Origin of the sequence: Rathayibacter sp. AY1B7, assembly GCF_002932735.1 — a bacterium.
Taxonomy (GTDB): domain Bacteria; phylum Actinomycetota; class Actinomycetes; order Actinomycetales; family Microbacteriaceae; genus Rathayibacter.
Window position 1 is genome coordinate 1 of record NZ_PSWK01000010.1, and the last position, 18,614, is coordinate 18,614.

Below are 18,614 nucleotides of genomic sequence, written 5' to 3' on the forward strand. Positions count from 1 at the left end.
CGGCGCGCCCCCGCACCGCCGAACGCACGATCCGCTGGGACGCGGATCGTGCGTTCGGCGGTGCGGGGGCGCGCCGGGAGGGCGGCTCGTCGCCGGCGAGACGGGCGCGGAAGGCTCGGTGCTCGGGCCGAGACGGGCGCGGACCGGCTCTCGAATAGACTGGCCCCTGCCATCAGCGGCGCCCTCGGGGGCCGCACGCAACGAGATTTCCGAGGGAGCACCGTGTCCGGGCATTCCAAGTGGGCCACGACCAAGCACCAGAAGGCGATCAAGGACTCGCGCCGCGCGAAGTCCTTCGCCAAGCTGATCAAGAACATCGAGGTGGCCGCCAAGATCGGCGGCGCCGACCTCTCCGGCAACCCGACGCTCGTCGACGCCGTGCAGAAGGCGAAGAAGACCTCGGTGCCGAACGACAACATCGACCGCGCGATCAAGCGCGGCGCCGGCCTCACCGGCGAGGTCATCGACTACACGACGATCATGTACGAGGCCTACGGCCCCAACGGCATCGCCCTGCTCGTCGAGTGCCTCACCGACAACAAGAACCGCGCCGCGGCGGACGTCCGCACCGCGATGACCCGCAACGGCGGCACCATGGCCGACCCGGGCAGCGTCGCCTACAACTTCGCGCGCAAGGGCGTCATCTCCGTGCCCCACGGAGAGAGCGTCACCGAGGACGACGTGCTCGGCGCGGTCCTCGACTTCGGCGTCGACGACGTGCTCGACCACGGCGAGAGCTTCGAGGTCCGCGTCGAGCCGAGCGAGCTCGTCCCGGCCCGCTCGGCCCTGCAGGAGGCGGGCATCGACTACGACTCCGCCGACATCGAGTTCGTCGCCTCCCTCCAGGTCGAGGCCGACGCCGAGACGGCCCGCAAGGTCTTCCGCCTGATCGACGCGCTCGAGGACTCGGACGACGTGCAGAACGTCTACACCAACCTCGACATCACGGCAGAGGTGCGCGCCGAGCTCGAGAACGAGGAGTGACGCGGTGAGCCCGGCCCGATCCCGGAGGGCGGCCTGATGCGCGTCCTCGGGATCGACCCCGGGCTCACCCGCTGCGGCGTCGGCATCGTCGACGTCTCGCGCGACCGCCGCGCGACCCTCGTGCACGTGACGGTCCTCCGGACACCGCCCGACGACGCGCTGGAGCGCCGCCTGCTGGCCCTGGGCGACGGACTCGAGGCGCTGCTCGACGAGCACCGCCCCGACGCCGTCGCGATCGAGCGGGTCTTCGCTCAGAACAACGTCAGCACCGTGATGGGCATCGCGCAGATCAGCGGCGTCGCCCTCGTCGCGGCGGCCCGTCGCGGGCTCCCGGTCGGGATGCACACGCCGAGCGAGGTGAAGGCCGCCGTCACCGGCTACGGAGCCGCGGACAAGCGCCAGGTCACCGCGATGATCCAGCGCGTCCTCCGGCTCGACGCCCCGCCGCGGCCGGCCGACGCGGCCGACGCTCTCGCCCTGGCCGTCTGCCACGCCTGGCGGGCCCCTCTCGCGCCCTCCTCCGGGTCGGCGGGAGCCGGTGCCGACGGAGCGGCGGGCGGCACAGCAGCGCAGCGGGCGTGGCGCGCCGCCGAGGCCGCGAGTCGAACGCCTGTTCGAGCATCTAGACTGACGCGGTGATCTCCTCCCTCCGCGGCACCGTCCTCTCCGCCCGCGGGAGCCTCGCCGTCCTCGACGTCCACGGCGTCGGCTACGCGGTGAACGTGACCCCGCAGCACGCGCTCGAGATGCGCGTCGGCGACGAGACCACGGTCAGCACCGTGCTCGTCGTCCGCGAGGACTCGCTCACCCTCTACGGCTTCCCCGACGAGGAGCAGCTCGAGATCTTCGAGCTGCTGATCGGCGTGACCGGCGTCGGCCCGAAGTCCGCCCTCGGCGTTCTCGGCGCGGTCGAGCCGGACCGGATCGCGCAGGCGGTCGCCGACGAGGACGACGGGGTGTTCCGGAAGGTCAGCGGCATCGGCCCGAAGACGGCCAAGCTGATCATCCTGTCCCTCGCCGGCAAGGTGACCGTCCGTCCGCGCGCCGCCCGCGGCTCCGGTCCCGCCGCCACCGCCGCGCAGAACGTGCTCGCGGCGCTCGTCGGCCTGGGCTGGCCCGAGCGCACCGCGGCCGATGTGGTCGACGAGATCCTGCTCGACGCGCAGGCCTCCGACGCCGCGAACGTGCAGGCGCTGCTCCGGCTCGCCCTCGCCCGCCTCGGTCCGGCGGCCCGCTCGTGAGCGACGAGGTGCTGGGCGCCGAGGTCGCGTCGGAGGCCGAGGTCGCCTTCGAGGGCGCCCTGCGGCCCAGGAACCTCAGCGAGTTCGTCGGCCAGCGCAAGGTGCGCGGCCAGCTCGAGCTGCTGCTCAAGGCCGCGGCCATGCAGGGCCGGACCCCCGACCACATCCTGCTCGCGGGCCCGCCCGGGCTCGGCAAGACGACCCTCGCGATGATCGTGGCGGAGGAGAGCTCCTCGCCCCTGCGGCTCTCCAGCGGCCCCGCGATCCAGCACGCGGGCGACCTCGCCGCCGTCCTCTCCTCGCTGCTGCCCGGCGAGATCCTCTTCATCGACGAGATCCACCGCATGGCGCGCTCCGCGGAGGAGATGCTCTACCTCGCGATGGAGGACTTCCGGATCGACATCATGGTCGGCAAGGGGGCGGGAGCGACGTCCGTCCCGCTGGATCTCGCCCCGTTCACGCTCGTCGGCGCCACGACCCGCTCCGGCCTGCTGCCCAATCCGCTCCGCGACCGCTTCGGCTTCACCGCGCACCTCGAGTTCTACGCGGAGGACGAGCTGCGGCAGGTGCTCGCCCGGGCGGCACGGCTGCTCGAGCTCGACATCGACGCGGACGCGATCGCCGAGATCGCCGGCCGCTGCCGAGGCACCCCGCGCATCGCCAACCGCCTGCTCCGGCGGGTGCGGGACTTCGCCCTGGTCCACGGCGGACGGGCCGACGTGACCGCCGTCCGCGCGGCGCTGGAGCTCTACGACGTCGACGCGCTCGGACTCGACCGGCTCGACCGCGCGGTGATGGAGATCGTGCTGACCCGCTTCGACGGCGGGCCGGTCGGCCTGAACACCCTCGCCGTGTCGGTGGGGGAGGAGGCGGAGACGGTCGAGGCCGTCGTCGAGCCGTTCCTCGTGCGGATCGGATTGCTGACCCGGACGCCGCGCGGCCGCGTGGCGACCCCCGCCGCCTACCGCCACTTCGGCATCGACCCCCGGGGGACGGCGGCTCAGCCGCCCCTGTTCCCCGATGATCTATGATTCTCTAGGCCCGACGGGCCGCTCGATCCGCTCCGCCTCGACCTGAGGCCGCGCGGCGGATCGCCCATCCACTCCGGAAGGCCCACCCATGGATCCGACGATCATCCTGCTCGTCCTGCTGCTCGCCGTGATGATCATCTTCATGTTCCGCAACAACAAGAAGCGCCAGCGCGACGCGGAGAGCATGAAGAACAACCTCCAGCCGGGGGTGGAGCTCATGACCGGCTCCGGCCTCTTCGGCACCGTCGTGTCGATCGACGACGAGGCGAACAAGATCGTCATCGAGTCGACCCCCGGCACGCTGCTGACCATCCACCGTCAGGCGATCGCCCGCCTCATCGACCCGAGCGAGAACGCCGTCGCCGTCGACACCGAGGACGAGGCCGACCCGCTGACCGCGACCGGCTCGCCCGAGTTCGGCGAGCGCGACTCCGCGCACCGCGACCCGCTGGTGGACCCGGTCGAGCGCGACCGCCGCCCCGACGCGCAGTAGTCTCCTGGTCGGGCCGGGCGCATCGGCGCCCGCCCGCCCTTCTCCACGCCCGGGCGACCCCGGGCCGATCACCGTCGACCGAAGAGAAAGCTGAGCCCTGGGTGGCCGCATCAACCCCCGTCCGGAAGGCCCGCCGCTCCCTGAGCTGGCTCGGTGTCCTGATCCTCGCTCTCGTCGGACTCAACACGGCGGCCGTCCTCTGGGGCGGCGGCTCCTGGACGCCGAAGCTCGCCCTCGACCTCGAGGGCGGCACGCAGATCGTCCTGCAGCCGCAGCTGAACGACGGCGACACCGTCTCGTCGGAGCAGCTGACGCAGGCCGTCTCGATCATCCGCCAGCGCATCGACGCGTCCGGCGTCTCCGAGGCCGAGATCACGACCCAGGGCTCGAGCAACATCGTCGTCTCGATCCCGGGCACGCCCGACGACGAGACGCTCCAGCGCATCGAGGCCTCGGCGAAGCTCGACTTCCGCCCGGTCCTCGTCGCGAGCCAGGCCACCAACAGCTCGGTCGGCGGCGACGCGACGTCCTCGCCCACGCCGACGCCCGTCGACCCGTCGCTCGCGACGGAGCCGACCGCCTCGCCGACGAACGCGAGCGACCTCGCCTACCTCACGCCGGCGCTCGAGGCCCAGTACACCTCGTTCGACTGCGCGTTCCTCAACGGCCAGGACCCGAACCTCGCCCCGGCCGACCAGCCGCTCATCACCTGCGACGACAGCGGGACGGTGAAGTACGTCCTCGGCCCGGTGGAGATCACCGGCGAGGACATCTCGGACGCCTCGAACGGCCTGATGACGACCTCCTCCGGCGCCAGCACCGGCACCTGGGCCGTCAACCTCTCGTTCGACGACCAGGGCACGCAGGCCTTCGGCGACGTGACCTCGCGCCTCGTGGCGCTGCAGGGTGCGCAGAACCAGTTCGCGATCGTCCTCGACGGCCGGGTCATCTCGGCCCCGTCGACGAACGCCGCCATCACCGACGGCAACGCGCAGATCTCGGGCTCCTTCACCCAGGAGTCGTCGAAGACGCTCGCCGACCAGCTCAAGTACGGCGCGCTGCCGATCGGCTTCCAGGTCCAGAGCTCGGACAGCATCTCGGCGACGCTCGGCTCCGCCCAGCTCGCCAGCGGCCTGCTCGCCGGCCTCATCGGCCTGATCCTCGTCATCGTCTACTCCATCGCGCAGTACCGCGTGCTCGGAGCCGTCACGATCGCCTCGCTGCTCGTCGCGGCGATCGTCACCTACCTCGTCGTCACGTTGCTGTCCTGGCGGGAGGGACTGCGCCTCTCGCTCGCAGGAGTCGCGGGTCTCATCGTCGCGATCGGCATCACGGCCGACTCGTTCATCGTGTACTTCGAGCGCATCCGCGACGAGCTCCGCGACGGACGCGGCCTCGAGTCCGCCGTCGAGTCCGGCTGGCGGCGCGCGCTGCGCACGATCTTCGCGTCCGACATGGTGAACCTGCTCGCCGCGGTGGTCCTCTTCCTCCTCGCCGTCGGCAGTGTCCGCGGCTTCGCGCTCACCCTCGGGATCACGACGATCATCGACCTGATCGTGGTGGCGCTGTTCACCCACCCGATCCTGCAGCTGATGGCCACGAGACCGTTCTTCGCCGAGGGGCACAAGGCCTCGGGCCTGGATCCCCGGGCGCTCGGGGCCGTCTACCGCGGCCGAGCCGCCTTCCGTCCGCAGGACCAGGTGGTCGCCGGCAAGCGCGCCTCCGCGTCCCGTGAGGCGGCCAAGCGCCAGACCATCGCCGAGCGGAAGGCCGCCGAGGCGGCCGGCCTGCGCGACTCCAACGACTCGAACGGGAAGGACGCGTGATGGCCAGCTTCTCGCAGTTCGGAAACGACCTCTACACCGGTGCGCGATCGATCGACTTCGTCGGCCGGCGCCGCACGTGGTACCTCGTCTCGCTCGCCCTGATCCTGATCACGCTGCTCGGGACGGTCGCCCGCGGCGGCTTCAACTTCGGAATCGAGTTCACCGGCGGCTCGCAGTTCACGGTGTCCTCGCCGTCGAGCCTCGAGCAGGCGACGGCGACGGATGCGGTGACCTCGGTCGCTCCCGAGACCGTGCCGCGAGTGTCCATCGTCGGCGACGACTCCATCCGCGTGCAGACCGGCCAGCTCTCGACAGACGAGTCGACCGCGGTGCGGAACGCCCTGTCGGAGGCGTACGACGTGCCCACCGACCAGGTCGCCTCCTCCTTCATCGGAGCGGCGTGGGGCAACGACGTGACTCAGCAGGCCCTGCGCGGCCTGGTGATCTTCGTGGTCCTCGCGGCCCTGGCCATGTGGGCGTACTTCCGCACCTGGAAGATGTCGCTCGCGGCGATCGTCGCGCTCCTGCACGACCTCGTGATCGTGGCGGGCGTCTACGGCATCACCGGCACCGAGGTGTCGCCGGCGGCGGTGATCGGACTGCTGACGATCCTCGGCTACTCGCTCTACGACACGGTCGTGGTCTTCGACAAGATCCGCGAGAACACCGTGGAGGCGCTCGGCAGCACGACCCGCACCTTCTCCGAGACGGTGAACCTGGCCGAGAACCAGACTCTCGTGCGCTCCATCAACACCTCGATCGTCGCCGCCCTCCCGGTGGCCGCGATCCTCGTGATCGGCGCGTTCGTCCTCGGCGCGGGCACTCTCCGCGACATCTCCCTCGCCCTGCTGATCGGCATCATCGTCGGCACGTACTCGACGATCTTCGTCGCGGCGCCGCTGTACGCCCAGCTGCGCAGCCGGGAGCCCGAGATCTCCAAGCACGACAAGCGCGTGGAGTCGGCCCGGGCGAAGGCGACCGCTCCGGCCGCGCCGGCCGTGCAGGGCTGAGCCGTGGCCGACTACGCCCAGGTCACGGCGGCCGACGCCGTCGGACTCGTCGAGCGCGACGAGGTCTGGCTGCTCGACGTCCGGGAGCCGCACGAGTGGGCGGCGGGGCATGCTCCGGCCGCCCACCACATCCCGATGGGGGAGATCGGCGCCCGGCAGGACGAGCTCCCGGCCGACACGGCGATCCTGGTGGTCTGCCACTCCGGAGTCCGCTCCGCGATGGTGACGCAGGCCCTCGAGGGCGCCGGATACGAGGTCGCCAACGTCGACGCCGGCATGACCGCCTGGGCCGCGGCGGGCGGCGACGTGGTCGACGGCGAGGGGCGCCCCGGACGCATCGGCTGACGCCGGCGCCGTCCGCCCCGGGCGGAACGGTCATCGGCGCCGTCCGCACGGGCGATAATGGGGCGATGGAGATCCTCGCGTGACGGAAACGACGACGACGTCCTCGACCGCTGCCCTGCGCAGACTGGTCCCGCGGATCTTCTCGCGCGCGCAGCCCTCCGGTGCTGTCGACACCCTCGTCCGCACCGTCCGGATGCACCACCCCAAGAGCGACATCGCGCTCATCGAGCGCGCGTACTCGGTCGCGGAGCGGGCGCACGCGAACCAGAAGCGCCGCAGCGGCGAGCCCTACATCACGCATCCGCTGGCCGTCGCGCAGATCCTCGCCGACCTCGGCATCGGCTCGAAGACGATCGCCGCCGCGCTGCTGCACGACACCGTCGAGGACACCGACTACCAGCTCGACGAGCTCCGCGCGGACTTCGGCGACGAGGTCGCGATGCTCGTCGACGGCGTCACCAAGCTCGACAAGGTCAAGTACGGCGACAGCGCGCAGGCCGAGACCGTCCGCAAGATGATCGTGGCGATGTCGAAGGACATCCGCGTCCTGATCATCAAGCTCGCCGACCGCCTTCACAACGCGCGGACCTGGGGCTTCGTCCCCGCCGAGTCCGCGGCCCGCAAGGCCACCGAGACCCTCGAGATCTACGCGCCGCTGGCGCACCGCCTCGGCATCCAGGCCATCAAGTGGGAGCTCGAGGACCTGTCCTTCGCGGTGCTCTACCCCAAGATCTACAACGAGATCGAGAGCCTGGTGAAGCGGCGGACGCCGCAGCGCGAGGAGTTCGTGCAGAACGTCATCGACCTGATCAGCGAGGACCTGCGGGCCGGGCGGATCCGCGGTCGCGTCGTCGGCCGGCCGAAGCAGTACTACTCGATCTACCAGAAGATGGTCGTCCGCGGTCGCGAGTTCGACGAGATCTACGACCTGGTCGGCATCCGCGTCCTCGTGAACTCGGTGCGCGACTGCTACGCCGTGCTCGGCTCGATCCACGCCCGATGGACGCCGATGCCGGGCCGGTTCAAGGACTACATCGCCACTCCGAAGTTCAACCTCTACCAGTCGCTGCACACGACGGTCGTCGGGCCGAAGGGCCGCGCGGTCGAGATCCAGATCCGCACCAACGAGATGCACCAGCACGCGGAGTTCGGCATCGCGGCGCACTGGAAGTACAAGGAGCAGATGGCCACCGGCAAGGTGCCCACCTCCGGATCGAACGACACCGACCTCGCCTGGCTCGCGCACCTCTCGGACTGGCAGTCGGAGACCACCGACCCGAACGAGTTCCTCGACTCCCTCCGCTTCGAGATCGGCGCCAAGGAGGTCTACGTCTTCACCCCGAAGGGACGCGTGATCGGCCTGCCGACCGGTGCGACCCCCGTCGACTTCGCCTACGCGGTGCACACCGAGGTCGGGCACCGGACGATGGGCGCCAAGGTCAACGGGCGCCTCGTGCCGCTGGAGTCGGCTCTGACGACGGGCGACGTGGTCGAGGTCTTCACCTCGAAGAACCCTGACTCGGGACCGAGCCAGGACTGGCTCCACTTCGTGCAGAGCCCCCGGGCCCGCAACAAGATCCGGCAGTGGTTCACCAAGGAGCGGCGCGACGAGGCGATCGAGCAGGGCAAGGACTCCATCGCCCGGGCGATGCGGAAGCAGAACCTGCCGCTGCAGAAGCTGATGAGCCAGGACACCTTCACCGAGGTGGCCAGCCAGCTGCGCTACAACGACGTCGAGGCGCTCTACGCGGCCGTCGGCGAGGGCCACGTCTCGACCCAGTCGGTGCTCGAGAAGGTCGTCTCCTCCATCCAGGGCGATCCGGAGTCGGACGAGAACGAGGTCACCCTCCCGCGCTCGCCCCGGCCGCGGAGCCGGAGCAGCGAGTCGGGTGTCCTCGTGAAGGGCGCGCCGGACATCCTGGTGAAGCTCGCGAAGTGCTGCACCCCGGTTCCGGGCGATCAGATCGTCGGATTCGTGACGCGGGGAGCCGGCGTCTCCGTGCACCAGGCGAACTGCCACAACGTGCAGGAGCTGCTGAAGGAGCCGGAGCGGATCGTCGACGTCGAGTGGGCGCCGTCCTCCAAGAGCATCTTCCTCGTGCAGATCCAGGTCGAGGCGCTGGACCGCTCGGGCCTGCTGAGCGACGTGACGCGCGTGCTCTCGGAGCACCACGTCAACATCCTCTCGGCGACGGTCTCCACCTCGAGCGACCGGCTGGCGATCAGCCGGTTCGTCTTCGAGATGGGCGACACCACCCACCTGGACCGCGTGCTGAACGCCGTGCGCCGGATCGACGCCGTCTACGACGTCTACCGGGTGAACGCGGGCTGATCCACGGGCGGCGCCTCGCCGAGCGCCGCCCGCAGCCGTCGTCCGACGATCCTCCGTGCGGCGACGGCGCTGCCCTCCTCCAGCCTCGCGAGGACGGCGTCGAGGCCGGTCCGGGTGCTCCGAGAGAGCGCCCGGAGGATCGCGCCCGCGTCCTCCGTCCGGGCGAGGTCGATCAGCGTGCGAGCAGGCGACGTGACCGGCGCGCCGCCGAGGAGGACGACGTCGTCCTCGTCGAGCAGGACCTCGTGGCAGCGCAGGCGGGGGTTCGACGGCGCCTGCCGGCGCTTCCGCCGGTCGATCGAGGCGCTGTGCACCGGCGGTGGGCCGTGCGTCGCTCCGTGCACCCACGCGGCGGAGAGACGATCGGCGACGGCGCCGCGGGGGAGCAGCGAGCGCAGGGAGGCGGCCCGCTCGGACGCCCCCAGGGGCAGATCCGCGACGAGGAAGCCCTCGTCGAGCGCGACCAGCTCGCCGTCGAGGCGGGCGGCGCACAGCTCCGCGAGAGGAAGGTGCCCGGGGAGGAGCACGGAGGGGAGGCGCATCCGGCCATGCTGGCCGATGCGCCTCCCCTCCGGAGGGTTGCGAGCGGATCTGTGGAGGGATCCGCCGGCGCGGGTCTAGCCGATCGCGTCGAGCCAGACCTTGCGGGCGTCGAGCGCCTCCTGAGCCTGGGCGATCGCGTCGCGGTCGCCGCGCGCCTTCGCCTTGTCGAGCTCGTCCTGGAGCTTCTGGATCGCGGCGGTCAGCTGCGAGGCGAGACCCTCGGAGCGGGCCTTGCGCTCCGGGTTGCTGCGGTTCCAGTGCTCCTCGTCGAGCTTGCGGACGTGCGCCTCGACCTTGCGGAGGCGGTCCTCGACGGTGCGCACCTGCTCGCGCGGCACGCGGCCGACGGCGTCCCAGCGCTCCTGGATCGAGAGCAGCACCCGCTTGGCCTTCTCGCGGTCCTGCTCCTGCAGGAGCGGCTCCGCCTCCTCGAGGAGGGCGAGCTTGAGGTCGAGGTTCTCGGTGTACTCGACGCTCTCCTGCGCGACGATCTCGGCCTTGGCGCCATAGATCGCGTCGCCGGCGGCCTTGAAGCGCGCCCAGAGCGCGTCGTCGAACCGCTTGCCTGCGCGGCCGGCGACCCGCCAGCGCTCCAGGAGCGCGCGGTAGTCCGGGATGGCATCGGCGCCCTGCGGCACCAGCGCCTCGGCCTGGTCGATGAGCGCCTGCTTGGCCTGCTTGGCCTCGCGGTGCGCGGAGTCGAGGTCAGCGAAGAACGCCTTGCGGTTCTGCTCGATCGTGGTGCGCGCTCCGCGGAACCGGCGCCACAGCTCGTTCGCGTCGTTCTTGGGAAGGCGCGGGCCCTGCTGCTGGTGGTTCTGCCAGCGGGCGAAGAGGTCGTCGATCGCGGCGCTGGCCTGCTTCCACTGCGTCTTCGCCGGGTCGACCGCCGCCAGGGCCTCGGCCTCGGCGACGATGGCCTCGCGGTGGGCGAGGGCCTCGGACAGCGCGGCCTTCGACTCGGCCGCCTGCTGCTCGGTCAGATCCTCGACGGAGCCGCTCAGCGCGTCGACCCGGGTCTGCAGCGACTCGAGGTCGCCGACGGCGTTCGCCTGCGCGATGGCCGCGGACAGCGACTGCACCGTGCGGGCGACGTCTCCGGCGGGCGCGCCCCGCTTGGCGCGCTGCTCGAGCAGGGAGACCTGCCCGGCGAGCTCCGTGTACTTGCGCTCGTAGTAGGCGAGCGCCTCCTCGGGAGTCGCATCGGGGTACTGGCCGACCTCTCGCTCCCCGTCGCCGACGCGGACGTAGACCGTCCCGTCGTCGCCGACCCGTCCCCACGGCTGCTGGTCACTCATCGCTCGGAGCCTCACCTTGCTGTTCGATGTCGTGCTTCTCGGTGCCCGTCGCGTCGTCGGCCGGTGGGGCTCGACGGCCGGAGGGCCGAAGACCGCGCTCGGCCGCGAACGGGCAGTGACGACAAGCCTATTGCACTCCCCGCGCGGGCGGACCGTGACGACGCCGCGGGTGCGGCTACTGGACGGAGACGGAGGTGATGGTCACGGGCTCGGCGGGGGCGCCGTCACCCGATCCGTCGGCCGTGCCCTTCGACACGACGTCGCTGACGAGGGCGTCGAGTCCCGAGGTGACCTGCCCGAGCACGGTGTACCCGCCGGCCGCGTCGGCGGGCAGGGTCGTGTCCTGATAGACGACGAAGAACTGGCTTCCCTGGCTGTAGCCGTTGCCGCCCTGGCGGGCCATCGCGATGGTCCCGGCCGGGTAGACGCCGTCCTCGGGCGCGTTCTCGACGGGACCGTAGCTGTAGCCGGGGCCGCCGGTGCCGTCGCCGTCCGGGTCGCCGCACTGGAGGACGTAGAGGCCCTCCGTGGTGAGGCGGTGGCAGGAGACGCCGTCGTAGAAGCCGGACTGCGTCAGCGAGATGAAGGAGGACACCGCCTGCGGGGCAGCGGCGCCGGCGAGCGTGATGCCCAGCGGGTCCTCGCCGATCGTGAGCGTGCCCGTCCAGTCGCGGCCCTCGGCGATGTCGGAGGAGGGGACGTCGCCGGTGTTCGCCCCCGTCGCCTCGGGCGTCGGGGTCGCGGAGGAGGAGGAGGTCGGCTCGGCGACCGGGGTGCCGGGGCCGCCGGAGAAGTAGAGGATCTGGGCGACGACCGCGAGCCCGATCACGACGACGGCGGCGATCGCCGCGATCACGTTGTCGCGCACGCGCCGCTTCTGCCTCGAGCGGTGGAGGCTCTGACGGGCCTGGTAGGCCCGGAGCCGGGTGCGCGCCTCGCGGTCGTTCGACTTGCCCTGGGCCACGTGTTCCTCCGACGTCCTCGTCCGCGCGGCTTCGGCGCGGCGGCCCGCGCACGCAGGCCGCGTCGAGCCTACGAGAACCGCCGGAGGCGCGACAAACGCCGCTCCGTCGCGCCGGGCAGTCGGGCCGGGGCTCTGTCGGAGGCCGTCGTTACGCTGGGGGCATGACCATGCAGCAGGCCGGACTCCGCTCCGGGGCGACTCCGCTCGCCGTGCGGATGCGGCCGCGCAGCCTCGAGGAGGTCGCCGGCCAGCGCCACCTCCTGACGCCCGGCTCGCCCCTGGTCGCCCTCGCCGCCGACACGACGGGGGAGCGGGGAGCGGTGTCCGTGATCCTCTGGGGCCCTCCCGGCACGGGCAAGACCACGCTCGCGCAGGCGGTGGCCCACTCCAGCGGCCGCCGCTTCGTCGAGCTCTCCGCCGTCACGGCGGGCGTGAAGGACGTGCGGCAGGTGATGGAGGAGGCACTCTCCACCCGCGACCTCTACGGCACGTCCACCGTGCTCTTCCTCGACGAGATCCACCGCTTCACCAAGGCGCAGCAGGACGCACTGCTGCCCGGGGTCGAGAACGGGTGGGTCATCCTCATCGCAGCCACGACCGAGAACCCCTCGTTCTCGGTGATCGCGCCGCTGCTCTCGCGCTCGCTCCTGCTGACCCTCGAGCCGCTCAGCGACGACGACCTGGGCGTCCTGGTCGACCGCGCCCTGCACGACGAGCGGGGTCTGCGCGACTCAGTGACGCTGGAGGAGGAGGCCCGGGCGAGCATCGTGCGGCTCGCCTCCGGAGACGCCCGGCGGGCGCTGACCGCGCTCGAGGCCGCCGCCACCTCCGCCCGCTCGGAGGCCCGCGAGGCCGACCGGGTCACCCGCGCCGCCGCCGCGGAGGACCCGGACGAGGAGGACGAGGACGACGAGGGCGCTCCCGTCGAGGCCGCCGCCGAGGAGCCCGCGCTCCCCGTGATCACGACCGAGGTCGTCGCGCGCGCCGTCGACCGCGCCCTGCTGCGCTACGACCGCAACGGCGACGAGCACTACGACGTCATCAGCGCCTTCATCAAGTCCATCCGGGGCTCGGACGTCGACGCGGCGCTGCACTACCTGGCCCGGATGATCGAGGCGGGGGAGGATCCGCGGTTCATCGCCCGCCGCATCATCGTCTCCGCGTCCGAGGACATCGGCATGGCCGACCCGCAGGCGCTCGTCGTCGCGATCGCCGCGGCCGACGCCGTGCAGTTCATCGGCATGCCGGAGGGGCGCATCCCGCTCGCCCAGGCGGTCGTGCACCTGGCGACCGCCCCGAAGTCGAACGCGTCCTACTCCGCCATCGACGCGGCCATCGCGGACGTGCGCGCGGGCCGCGCGGGTCGGGTGCCGGCGCACCTGCGCGACGCGCACTACCCCGGCGCCAAGAAGCTCGGCCACGGGAAGGGCTACCGGTACCCGCACGACGCCGACCTCGGCGTCCTCGAGCAGCAGTACCTCCCGGACCCGCTCCAGGGCGCGCGGTACTACCGGCCCACCGAGCACGGCAACGAGCGCGACGTCTCCGCACGACTGGCGAAGCTCCTGCGCATCATCCGCGGCGACCGGGGCTGACCGCGCCGACCGCGAACTCGCTCGACCCGCACGGGAGGCCGTGGCCTGATAGTCTTGCGAGGTTGCCCACCGCTCTGTAGCCGAGCGGAGCAGCGCATCCCTCTGAATCGCGCAGCCCGCCACTGCGGTCACCCTTCCCCCGCACCCGCGGAGGACACGACCGCGGCGTCCGCCCTCCTCCCGGAGCCGGCGGTCGAGAGCTGCGACCGAACCTCTCAGACCTTGGAAGGACCACTGTGTCGACCACGTCCCGTACCCGCTCGAAGACGCGCCTCTCGCGCGCCCTCGGCATCCCCCTAACCCCGAAGGCCGCCCGCTACCTCGAGAAGCGTCCCTACGCTCCCGGCGAGCACGGCCGCTCGAAGCGCAAGGCCGACTCCGACTACGCGGTCCGCCTGCGTGAGAAGCAGCGTCTGCGCGCCCAGTACGGCATCCGCGAGAAGCAGCTCCGCATCGCCTTCCAGGAGGCGCGCCGCACCCAGGGCCTGACCGGTGAGAACCTGGTCGAGCTCCTCGAGATGCGCCTCGACGCCCTCGTCCTGCGCTCGGGCTTCGCCCGTACCACCGCGCAGGCCCGCCAGTTCGTCACCCACCGCCACATCATGGTGGACGGCAAGACGGTCGACCGCCCCTCCTTCCGCGTGAAGCCGGGCCAGGTCATCCACGTCAAGACCCGCTCCGAGGGCACCGAGCCCTTCCAGGTCGCCGCCGCCGGTGGACACGTCGACGTCCTCCCCAAGACCCCGGGCTACCTCGAGGTCGAGATCGACAAGCTGCAGGCGACGCTCCTGCGCCGCCCGAAGCGCGCCGAGGTCCCCGTGACCTGCGAAGTGCAGCTCGTCGTCGAGTACTACGCGGCCCGCTGAGTCCAGCCCCGCAGAGAAAGGCCCCGGTGTCCGCACCGGGGCCTTTCCCGTTCCCGGGGTCGCGATCCGGAGTGCCCGCCGCGCTCCGAGAGTCCCGCGCTGCGCCCGATCCGGCCGTCGCGCCCGAGCCGAGCGCCCGTCCCCGCGTCCGACCCTCTCGCGGCCCGTCGGTAGGCTGGAGTGCCGCGCTGGGCGGCATCGAACGGAGGTCACCGTGACCGGTGGAGACATCGCAGGGCTCATCGCCGCGGGGGTGTTCGCGATCCTGGTGGCGATCACCGCCGTCCCGCTCTGGAAGCTCGGACGCGTCTTCGACAGCACGAGCGAGGCCATCAAGCAGGCCAGCGACGGACTGACGCCGATCCTCGACGAGTCGGCCTCCACCCTCCGCGAGGCCAACCACCAGCTCGCGCGGGTGGACACGATCACCAAGGACGTCGCCGAGGTCACCGGCAACGTCAACGCGCTCGTCGCCCTCACGGCCGCGACCGTCGGCGGTCCGCTCATCAAGCTCGCCGGCTTCACCGCCGGAGTCCGCGCCGTGCTCGTCGCCGGACGGACGGCCGACAAGGCCGGAGCCGCGGTCGGCCGCTCCGCCGCGAAGCGCACGAAGCGCCCGCGCTCGAAGTAGCGCCGCGCCCGCGCCCTAGAATCGAACGGGTCGTCGCGCCGTCGCGCCCGCCCCGCCGCTGTGGAAGGACACCCCGTGAAGAACATCCTCCTGATCGTCATCGGGATCGGCCTCGGATTCGCGGTCGCCCACCAGGTCTCGCGCACCGAGGCGGGCGCCCGGCTCTTCGCCGACATCAACCGCACCGCGAAGGAGCTCGGCGAGGCCGTCTCCGAGGGCTACCACCAGCGCGAGGCCGAACTGAAGGCCGCCATCGGCGAGGGCTGACGCCCCGCCGCCCGACATCCGCGTCGTCACCGACCGAACCGTAACGGAACCCATGCAGACCGCAGACATCCGCAACCGCTGGCTCGACTTCTTCGGGAGCCGCGGCCACACCGTGGTCCCCTCCGCCTCCCTCGTGAGCGAGGACCCGAGCCTCCTCTTCACCGTCGCCGGCATGGTGCCGTTCGTGCCCTACCTCACCGGAGTGGTCCCCGCGCCCTACCCGCGTGCCACCAGCGTGCAGAAGTGCATCCGCACCAACGACATCGAGGAGGTCGGCAAGACGCCTCGTCACGGCACCTTCTTCCAGATGAACGGCAACTTCTCCTTCGGCGACTACTTCAAGGAGGGGGCGATCGGCTACGCCTGGGAGCTGCTCACCGGCGCCGAGAGCGACGGGGGACTGGGCTTCGACGAGAAGGACCTCTGGGTCACCGTCTACAAGGACGACGACGAGGCGATCGCGCTCTGGAAGACGATCGCGGGACTGCCGGACGAGCGCATCCAGCGCCTGGACAAGGACACCAACTACTGGTCGACCGGCCAGCCCGGCCCCGCGGGCCCCTGCTCCGAGATCTTCTTCGACCGTGGACCCGCCTACGGGATCGACGGCGGCCCGGCGACGGACGACGACCGCTACGTCGAGATCTGGAACCTCGTCTTCATGCAGTACCTCCGCGGCGAGGGCACGAGCAAGGTCGACTTCGACATCCTCGGCGAGCTGCCGCGCAAGAACATCGACACCGGCATGGGCCTCGAGCGCGTCGCCTTCCTCAAGCAGGGCGTCGAGAACATGTACGAGATCGACCAGGTCCGTCCGGTCCTCGATCGCGCCGCCGAGCTCTCGGGCCGCCGCTACGGAGCCGTCCACGAGGACGACGTCCGCATGCGCGTCATCGCCGACCACGTGCGCTCCTCGCTGATGCTGCTGTCGGACGGCGTGACGCCGTCCAACGAGGGGCGCGGCTACATCCTCCGCCGCCTGATGCGCCGCACGGTGCGCGCAATGCGCCTGCTCGGAGTGGACACCGCGACGTTCCCCGAGCTCTTCGCCGCCTCGCGCGACGCGATGGCGTCGGCCTACCCCGAGGTGTCCACGGAGTTCGAGCGCCTCTCGACCAGCGCCTACGGCGAGGAGGAGGCGTTCCTGCGCACCCTCGCGGCCGGCACCGAGATCCTCGACCTCGCGGTCCTGAAGACGAAGAAGGCCGAGTCGCCGACGCTGCCGGGCGACACCGCGTTCCTCCTGCACGACACCTTCGGGTTCCCGATCGACCTCACCCTCGAGATCGCCGAGGAGTCGGGTCTGACGGTCGACCGCGAGGCGTTCGACTCCCTCATGACCGCGCAGCGCACGCGTGCGAAGGCCGACGCGAAGTCGAAGAAGTCGGCGCTGGCCGATCTCTCGGTCTACGCCGACTTCCGCGCCCACGGCGAGACGCTGTTCACCGGCTACGACGTGCTCGACACCGAGACGCGCATCCTCGGCCTCATCGTCGGCGGGCACTCCGTCACGAAGGCGGTCGCGGGCGACATCGCCGAGGTGATCCTCGAGGCGACCAGCCTCTACGCGGAGTCGGGCGGCCAGGAGGCCGACGCCGGCCGCATCGTCGGCTCCGGCTTCGATCTCGAGGTCCTCGACGTGCAGAAGCCCGTCAAGGGTCTCATCAGCCACAAGGTCCAGGTCGCCAGCGGCGAGGTCGGAGTGGGCGACGCCGCCACCTCCGTCGTCGACCGCGACTGGCGCCGGGGCGCCACGCAGGCGCACTCGGGCACCCATCTCATCCACGCCGCGCTGCGCCAGGTGCTCGGCCCGCAGGCGCACCAGTCCGGCTCCTACAACAAGGCGGGCTACCTGCGCCTGGACTTCTCGTGGAACCAGGCCCTCTCGCTCGAGACCCGCAGCGAGATCGAGGAGATCGCCAACACGGCGATCCGGGACAACCTCGAGGTCGTCACGCGCGAGCTCCCGATCGACGAGGCGAAGGCGCTCGGCGCGATGGCCCTCTTCGGCGAGAAGTACGGCGACGTCGTCCGCGTGGTCGACATCGGCGGGCCCTGGTCGCGCGAGCTCTGCGCGGGCACCCATGTCGGGCGCTCGTCCGAGGTCGGCGTGATCAGCCTGGTCAGCGAGTCCTCGGTCGGATCGACCAACCGCCGAGTCGAGTCGCTGGTGGGCCGCGAGGCCTTCCAGGAGCTCGCCGCCGAGCGCGCCCTCGTCAGCACGATCTCGTCCTCGCTGAAGACCCCGCGCGAGCAGCTCCCCGAGCGGATCGGCGAGCTCGTCGCGAGCCTCAAGGCCGCCGAGAAGCGGATCGCCGCGTTCGAGGCCAAGGCCCTCGCCGACCGGGTGCCCGCCCTCGCCGCGACCCGTCGCACGGTGGGCGGTACGACCGTCGTCGCCGAGAGCATCGGCACCGCGGGATCGACCGACGAGCTGCGCTCCCTCGTGACCTCCGTCCGTGAGCGGCTCGGCCAGGAGCCGGCCGTCGTCGCGCTGGCCGCCGACGTCTCGGGCAAGCCCGCGGTGATCGTCGCCACCAACCAGGCCGCCCGCGACCAGGGCCGCCGCGCGGGTGCGCTCGCCAGGCGCGCCGCCGGGATCCTCGGGGGCGGCGGAGGCGGCAAGGACGACCTCGCCCAGGGCGGCGGCTCCGACGTCTCCGCCATCGGCGCGGCGCTCGAGGCCGTGGTGCAGGAAGCGACCAGCTGAATGGGCCGGTTCGGCGTCCGGCTCGGCATCGATGTGGGCCGCGCCCGCATCGGGGTCGCCCGCTGCGACGCCGACGGCCTGCTCGCGGTGCCCGTCGAGACGGTCGCGCGGGCGGGCACTGACGGCGGATCCTCGGACGTCTCCCGGATCGCGCACCTCGCCGCCGAGTACGATGCCCAGGCGATCATCGTCGGACTGCCGTTGTCGCTGTCGGGGGCCGAGACGGCCTCGACGGAGGACGCGCGCGGATTCGCTCGACTGCTCGCCGAGGCGGTGCCCACCGCTCCGGTGCGGCTCGTCGACGAGCGGCTGTCGACGGTCACCGCTCAGAGCGCCCTGCACCGCTCCGGACGCACCACCCGCGGCTCCCGAGCCGTGATCGACCAGGTCGCCGCCGTGGTGATCCTGCAGCACGCCATCGATTCCGAGCGCTCGGCCGGCACCCCGGCCGGAGTCCTGCTCGAACCGAACGAAGGAC

General features: G+C 71.7%; 17 protein-coding genes and 1 pseudogene. 15 read left to right on the top strand and 3 right to left on the bottom strand.

All coding sequences use genetic code 11. The features are described 5' to 3' along the window. The first annotated feature begins 222 nt into the window (after positions 1-222). The 9 genes from C5C95_RS07320 (at position 223) to C5C95_RS07360 (ending at position 9,262) form a co-directional block, all read left to right on the top strand. Complete coding sequence (locus tag C5C95_RS07320) at positions 223-984, top strand: YebC/PmpR family DNA-binding transcriptional regulator (protein WP_104224772.1); 762 nt, start codon at positions 223-225, stop codon at positions 982-984. Between the two features lie 36 nt (positions 985-1,020). Continuing rightward, on the top strand, positions 1,021-1,623 hold the full coding sequence (gene ruvC / locus C5C95_RS07325) for a crossover junction endodeoxyribonuclease RuvC (protein WP_104225338.1): 603 nt from the start codon (positions 1,021-1,023) through the stop codon (positions 1,621-1,623). Continuing rightward, complete coding sequence (ruvA, locus tag C5C95_RS07330; RefSeq protein WP_104225337.1) at positions 1,620-2,225, top strand: Holliday junction branch migration protein RuvA; 606 nt, start codon at positions 1,620-1,622, stop codon at positions 2,223-2,225. Before ruvC ends, ruvA begins: the two co-directional genes overlap by 4 nt. Continuing rightward, positions 2,222-3,256 carry a Holliday junction branch migration DNA helicase RuvB gene (gene ruvB, locus C5C95_RS07335; RefSeq protein WP_104224769.1) on the top strand — a complete coding sequence of 345 codons (1,035 nt, stop codon included), beginning with the start codon at positions 2,222-2,224 and terminating at the stop codon, positions 3,254-3,256. The genes ruvA and ruvB overlap by 4 nt, the downstream gene beginning before the upstream one ends. 88 nt (positions 3,257-3,344) lie before the next feature. Then, a complete protein-coding gene (yajC, locus tag C5C95_RS07340; protein WP_104224768.1) occupies positions 3,345-3,749 on the top strand; it encodes a preprotein translocase subunit YajC in 405 nt (134 codons plus the stop codon). A 101-nt stretch (positions 3,750-3,850) separates the two neighbouring features. Next, on the top strand, positions 3,851-5,575 hold the full coding sequence (gene secD, locus C5C95_RS07345) for a protein translocase subunit SecD (RefSeq protein ID WP_104246772.1): 1,725 nt from the start codon (positions 3,851-3,853) through the stop codon (positions 5,573-5,575). Beyond that, a complete protein-coding gene (secF, locus tag C5C95_RS07350) occupies positions 5,575-6,585 on the top strand; it encodes a protein translocase subunit SecF (RefSeq protein ID WP_104233316.1) in 1,011 nt (336 codons plus the stop codon). The genes secD and secF overlap by 1 nt, the downstream gene beginning before the upstream one ends. 3 nt (positions 6,586-6,588) lie before the next feature. Then, the gene (locus C5C95_RS07355) at positions 6,589-6,930 is read left to right on the top strand and encodes a rhodanese-like domain-containing protein (RefSeq protein ID WP_104233315.1); all 342 of its coding nucleotides are present in this window, start codon (positions 6,589-6,591) and stop codon (positions 6,928-6,930) included. 79 nt (positions 6,931-7,009) lie between these two features. After that, positions 7,010-9,262: a bifunctional (p)ppGpp synthetase/guanosine-3',5'-bis(diphosphate) 3'-pyrophosphohydrolase gene (locus tag C5C95_RS07360; protein ID WP_104225334.1), complete on the top strand. Its 2,253-nt coding sequence runs from the start codon at positions 7,010-7,012 to the stop codon at positions 9,260-9,262. Here the strand turns inward: C5C95_RS07360 and C5C95_RS07365 are convergent. From C5C95_RS07365 to C5C95_RS07375, 3 genes are all read right to left on the bottom strand, one after another. Continuing rightward, positions 9,241-9,804 (bottom strand): type IV toxin-antitoxin system AbiEi family antitoxin, encoded by a 564-nt coding sequence (locus tag C5C95_RS07365; RefSeq protein WP_104324153.1) that lies wholly within the window; start codon positions 9,802-9,804, stop codon positions 9,241-9,243. The two genes, C5C95_RS07360 and C5C95_RS07365, sit on opposite strands and share 22 nt — an antisense overlap. Before the next feature lie 75 nt (positions 9,805-9,879). Continuing rightward, positions 9,880-11,103 carry a DUF349 domain-containing protein gene (locus C5C95_RS07370; protein WP_104324154.1) on the bottom strand — a complete coding sequence of 408 codons (1,224 nt, stop codon included), beginning with the start codon at positions 11,101-11,103 and terminating at the stop codon, positions 9,880-9,882. 175 nt (positions 11,104-11,278) lie between these two features. Further along, positions 11,279-12,067: a peptidylprolyl isomerase gene (locus C5C95_RS07375; protein ID WP_104233313.1), complete on the bottom strand. Its 789-nt coding sequence runs from the start codon at positions 12,065-12,067 to the stop codon at positions 11,279-11,281. 161 nt (positions 12,068-12,228) lie between these two features. Here C5C95_RS07375 and C5C95_RS07380 point away from each other — a divergent pair, with 161 nt between their 5' ends. The 6 genes and pseudogenes from C5C95_RS07380 to ruvX all read left to right on the top strand — a co-directional run. Beyond that, positions 12,229-13,662 carry a replication-associated recombination protein A gene (locus tag C5C95_RS07380; RefSeq protein WP_104324155.1) on the top strand — a complete coding sequence of 478 codons (1,434 nt, stop codon included), beginning with the start codon at positions 12,229-12,231 and terminating at the stop codon, positions 13,660-13,662. Between the two features lie 236 nt (positions 13,663-13,898). Continuing rightward, positions 13,899-14,528 (top strand): 30S ribosomal protein S4, encoded by a 630-nt coding sequence (gene rpsD, locus C5C95_RS07385; protein WP_068210518.1) that lies wholly within the window; start codon positions 13,899-13,901, stop codon positions 14,526-14,528. A 214-nt stretch (positions 14,529-14,742) separates the two neighbouring features. Further along, positions 14,743-15,159, top strand: coding sequence for a DUF948 domain-containing protein (locus C5C95_RS07390; RefSeq protein WP_104224759.1), 417 nt, complete (start codon positions 14,743-14,745; stop codon positions 15,157-15,159). 75 nt (positions 15,160-15,234) lie between these two features. Continuing rightward, on the top strand, positions 15,235-15,426 hold the full coding sequence (locus C5C95_RS07395) for a hypothetical protein (protein ID WP_104225329.1): 192 nt from the start codon (positions 15,235-15,237) through the stop codon (positions 15,424-15,426). Between the two features lie 52 nt (positions 15,427-15,478). Then, complete coding sequence (gene alaS, locus C5C95_RS07400; protein WP_104269497.1) at positions 15,479-18,136, top strand: alanine--tRNA ligase; 2,658 nt, start codon at positions 15,479-15,481, stop codon at positions 18,134-18,136. Then, positions 18,137-18,610: pseudogene (gene ruvX, locus C5C95_RS07405) on the top strand (Holliday junction resolvase RuvX); the annotation flags it as partial. Between the last annotated feature and the right edge of the window lie 4 nt (positions 18,611-18,614).

Coding starts and splice junctions, on each gene's coding strand:
- ruvC (WP_104225338.1), top strand. CDS start 1,021: ATGCGCGTCCTCGGGATCGACCCCGGGCTCACCCGCTGCGGCGTCGGC.
- yajC (WP_104224768.1), top strand. CDS start 3,345: ATGGATCCGACGATCATCCTGCTCGTCCTGCTGCTCGCCGTGATGATC.
- secF (WP_104233316.1), top strand. CDS start 5,575: ATGGCCAGCTTCTCGCAGTTCGGAAACGACCTCTACACCGGTGCGCGA.
- C5C95_RS07365 (WP_104324153.1), bottom strand. CDS start 9,804: ATGCGCCTCCCCTCCGTGCTCCTCCCCGGGCACCTTCCTCTCGCGGAG.
- C5C95_RS07370 (WP_104324154.1), bottom strand. CDS start 11,103: ATGAGTGACCAGCAGCCGTGGGGACGGGTCGGCGACGACGGGACGGTC.
- C5C95_RS07380 (WP_104324155.1), top strand. CDS start 12,229: ATGACCATGCAGCAGGCCGGACTCCGCTCCGGGGCGACTCCGCTCGCC.
- alaS (WP_104269497.1), top strand. CDS start 15,479: ATGCAGACCGCAGACATCCGCAACCGCTGGCTCGACTTCTTCGGGAGC.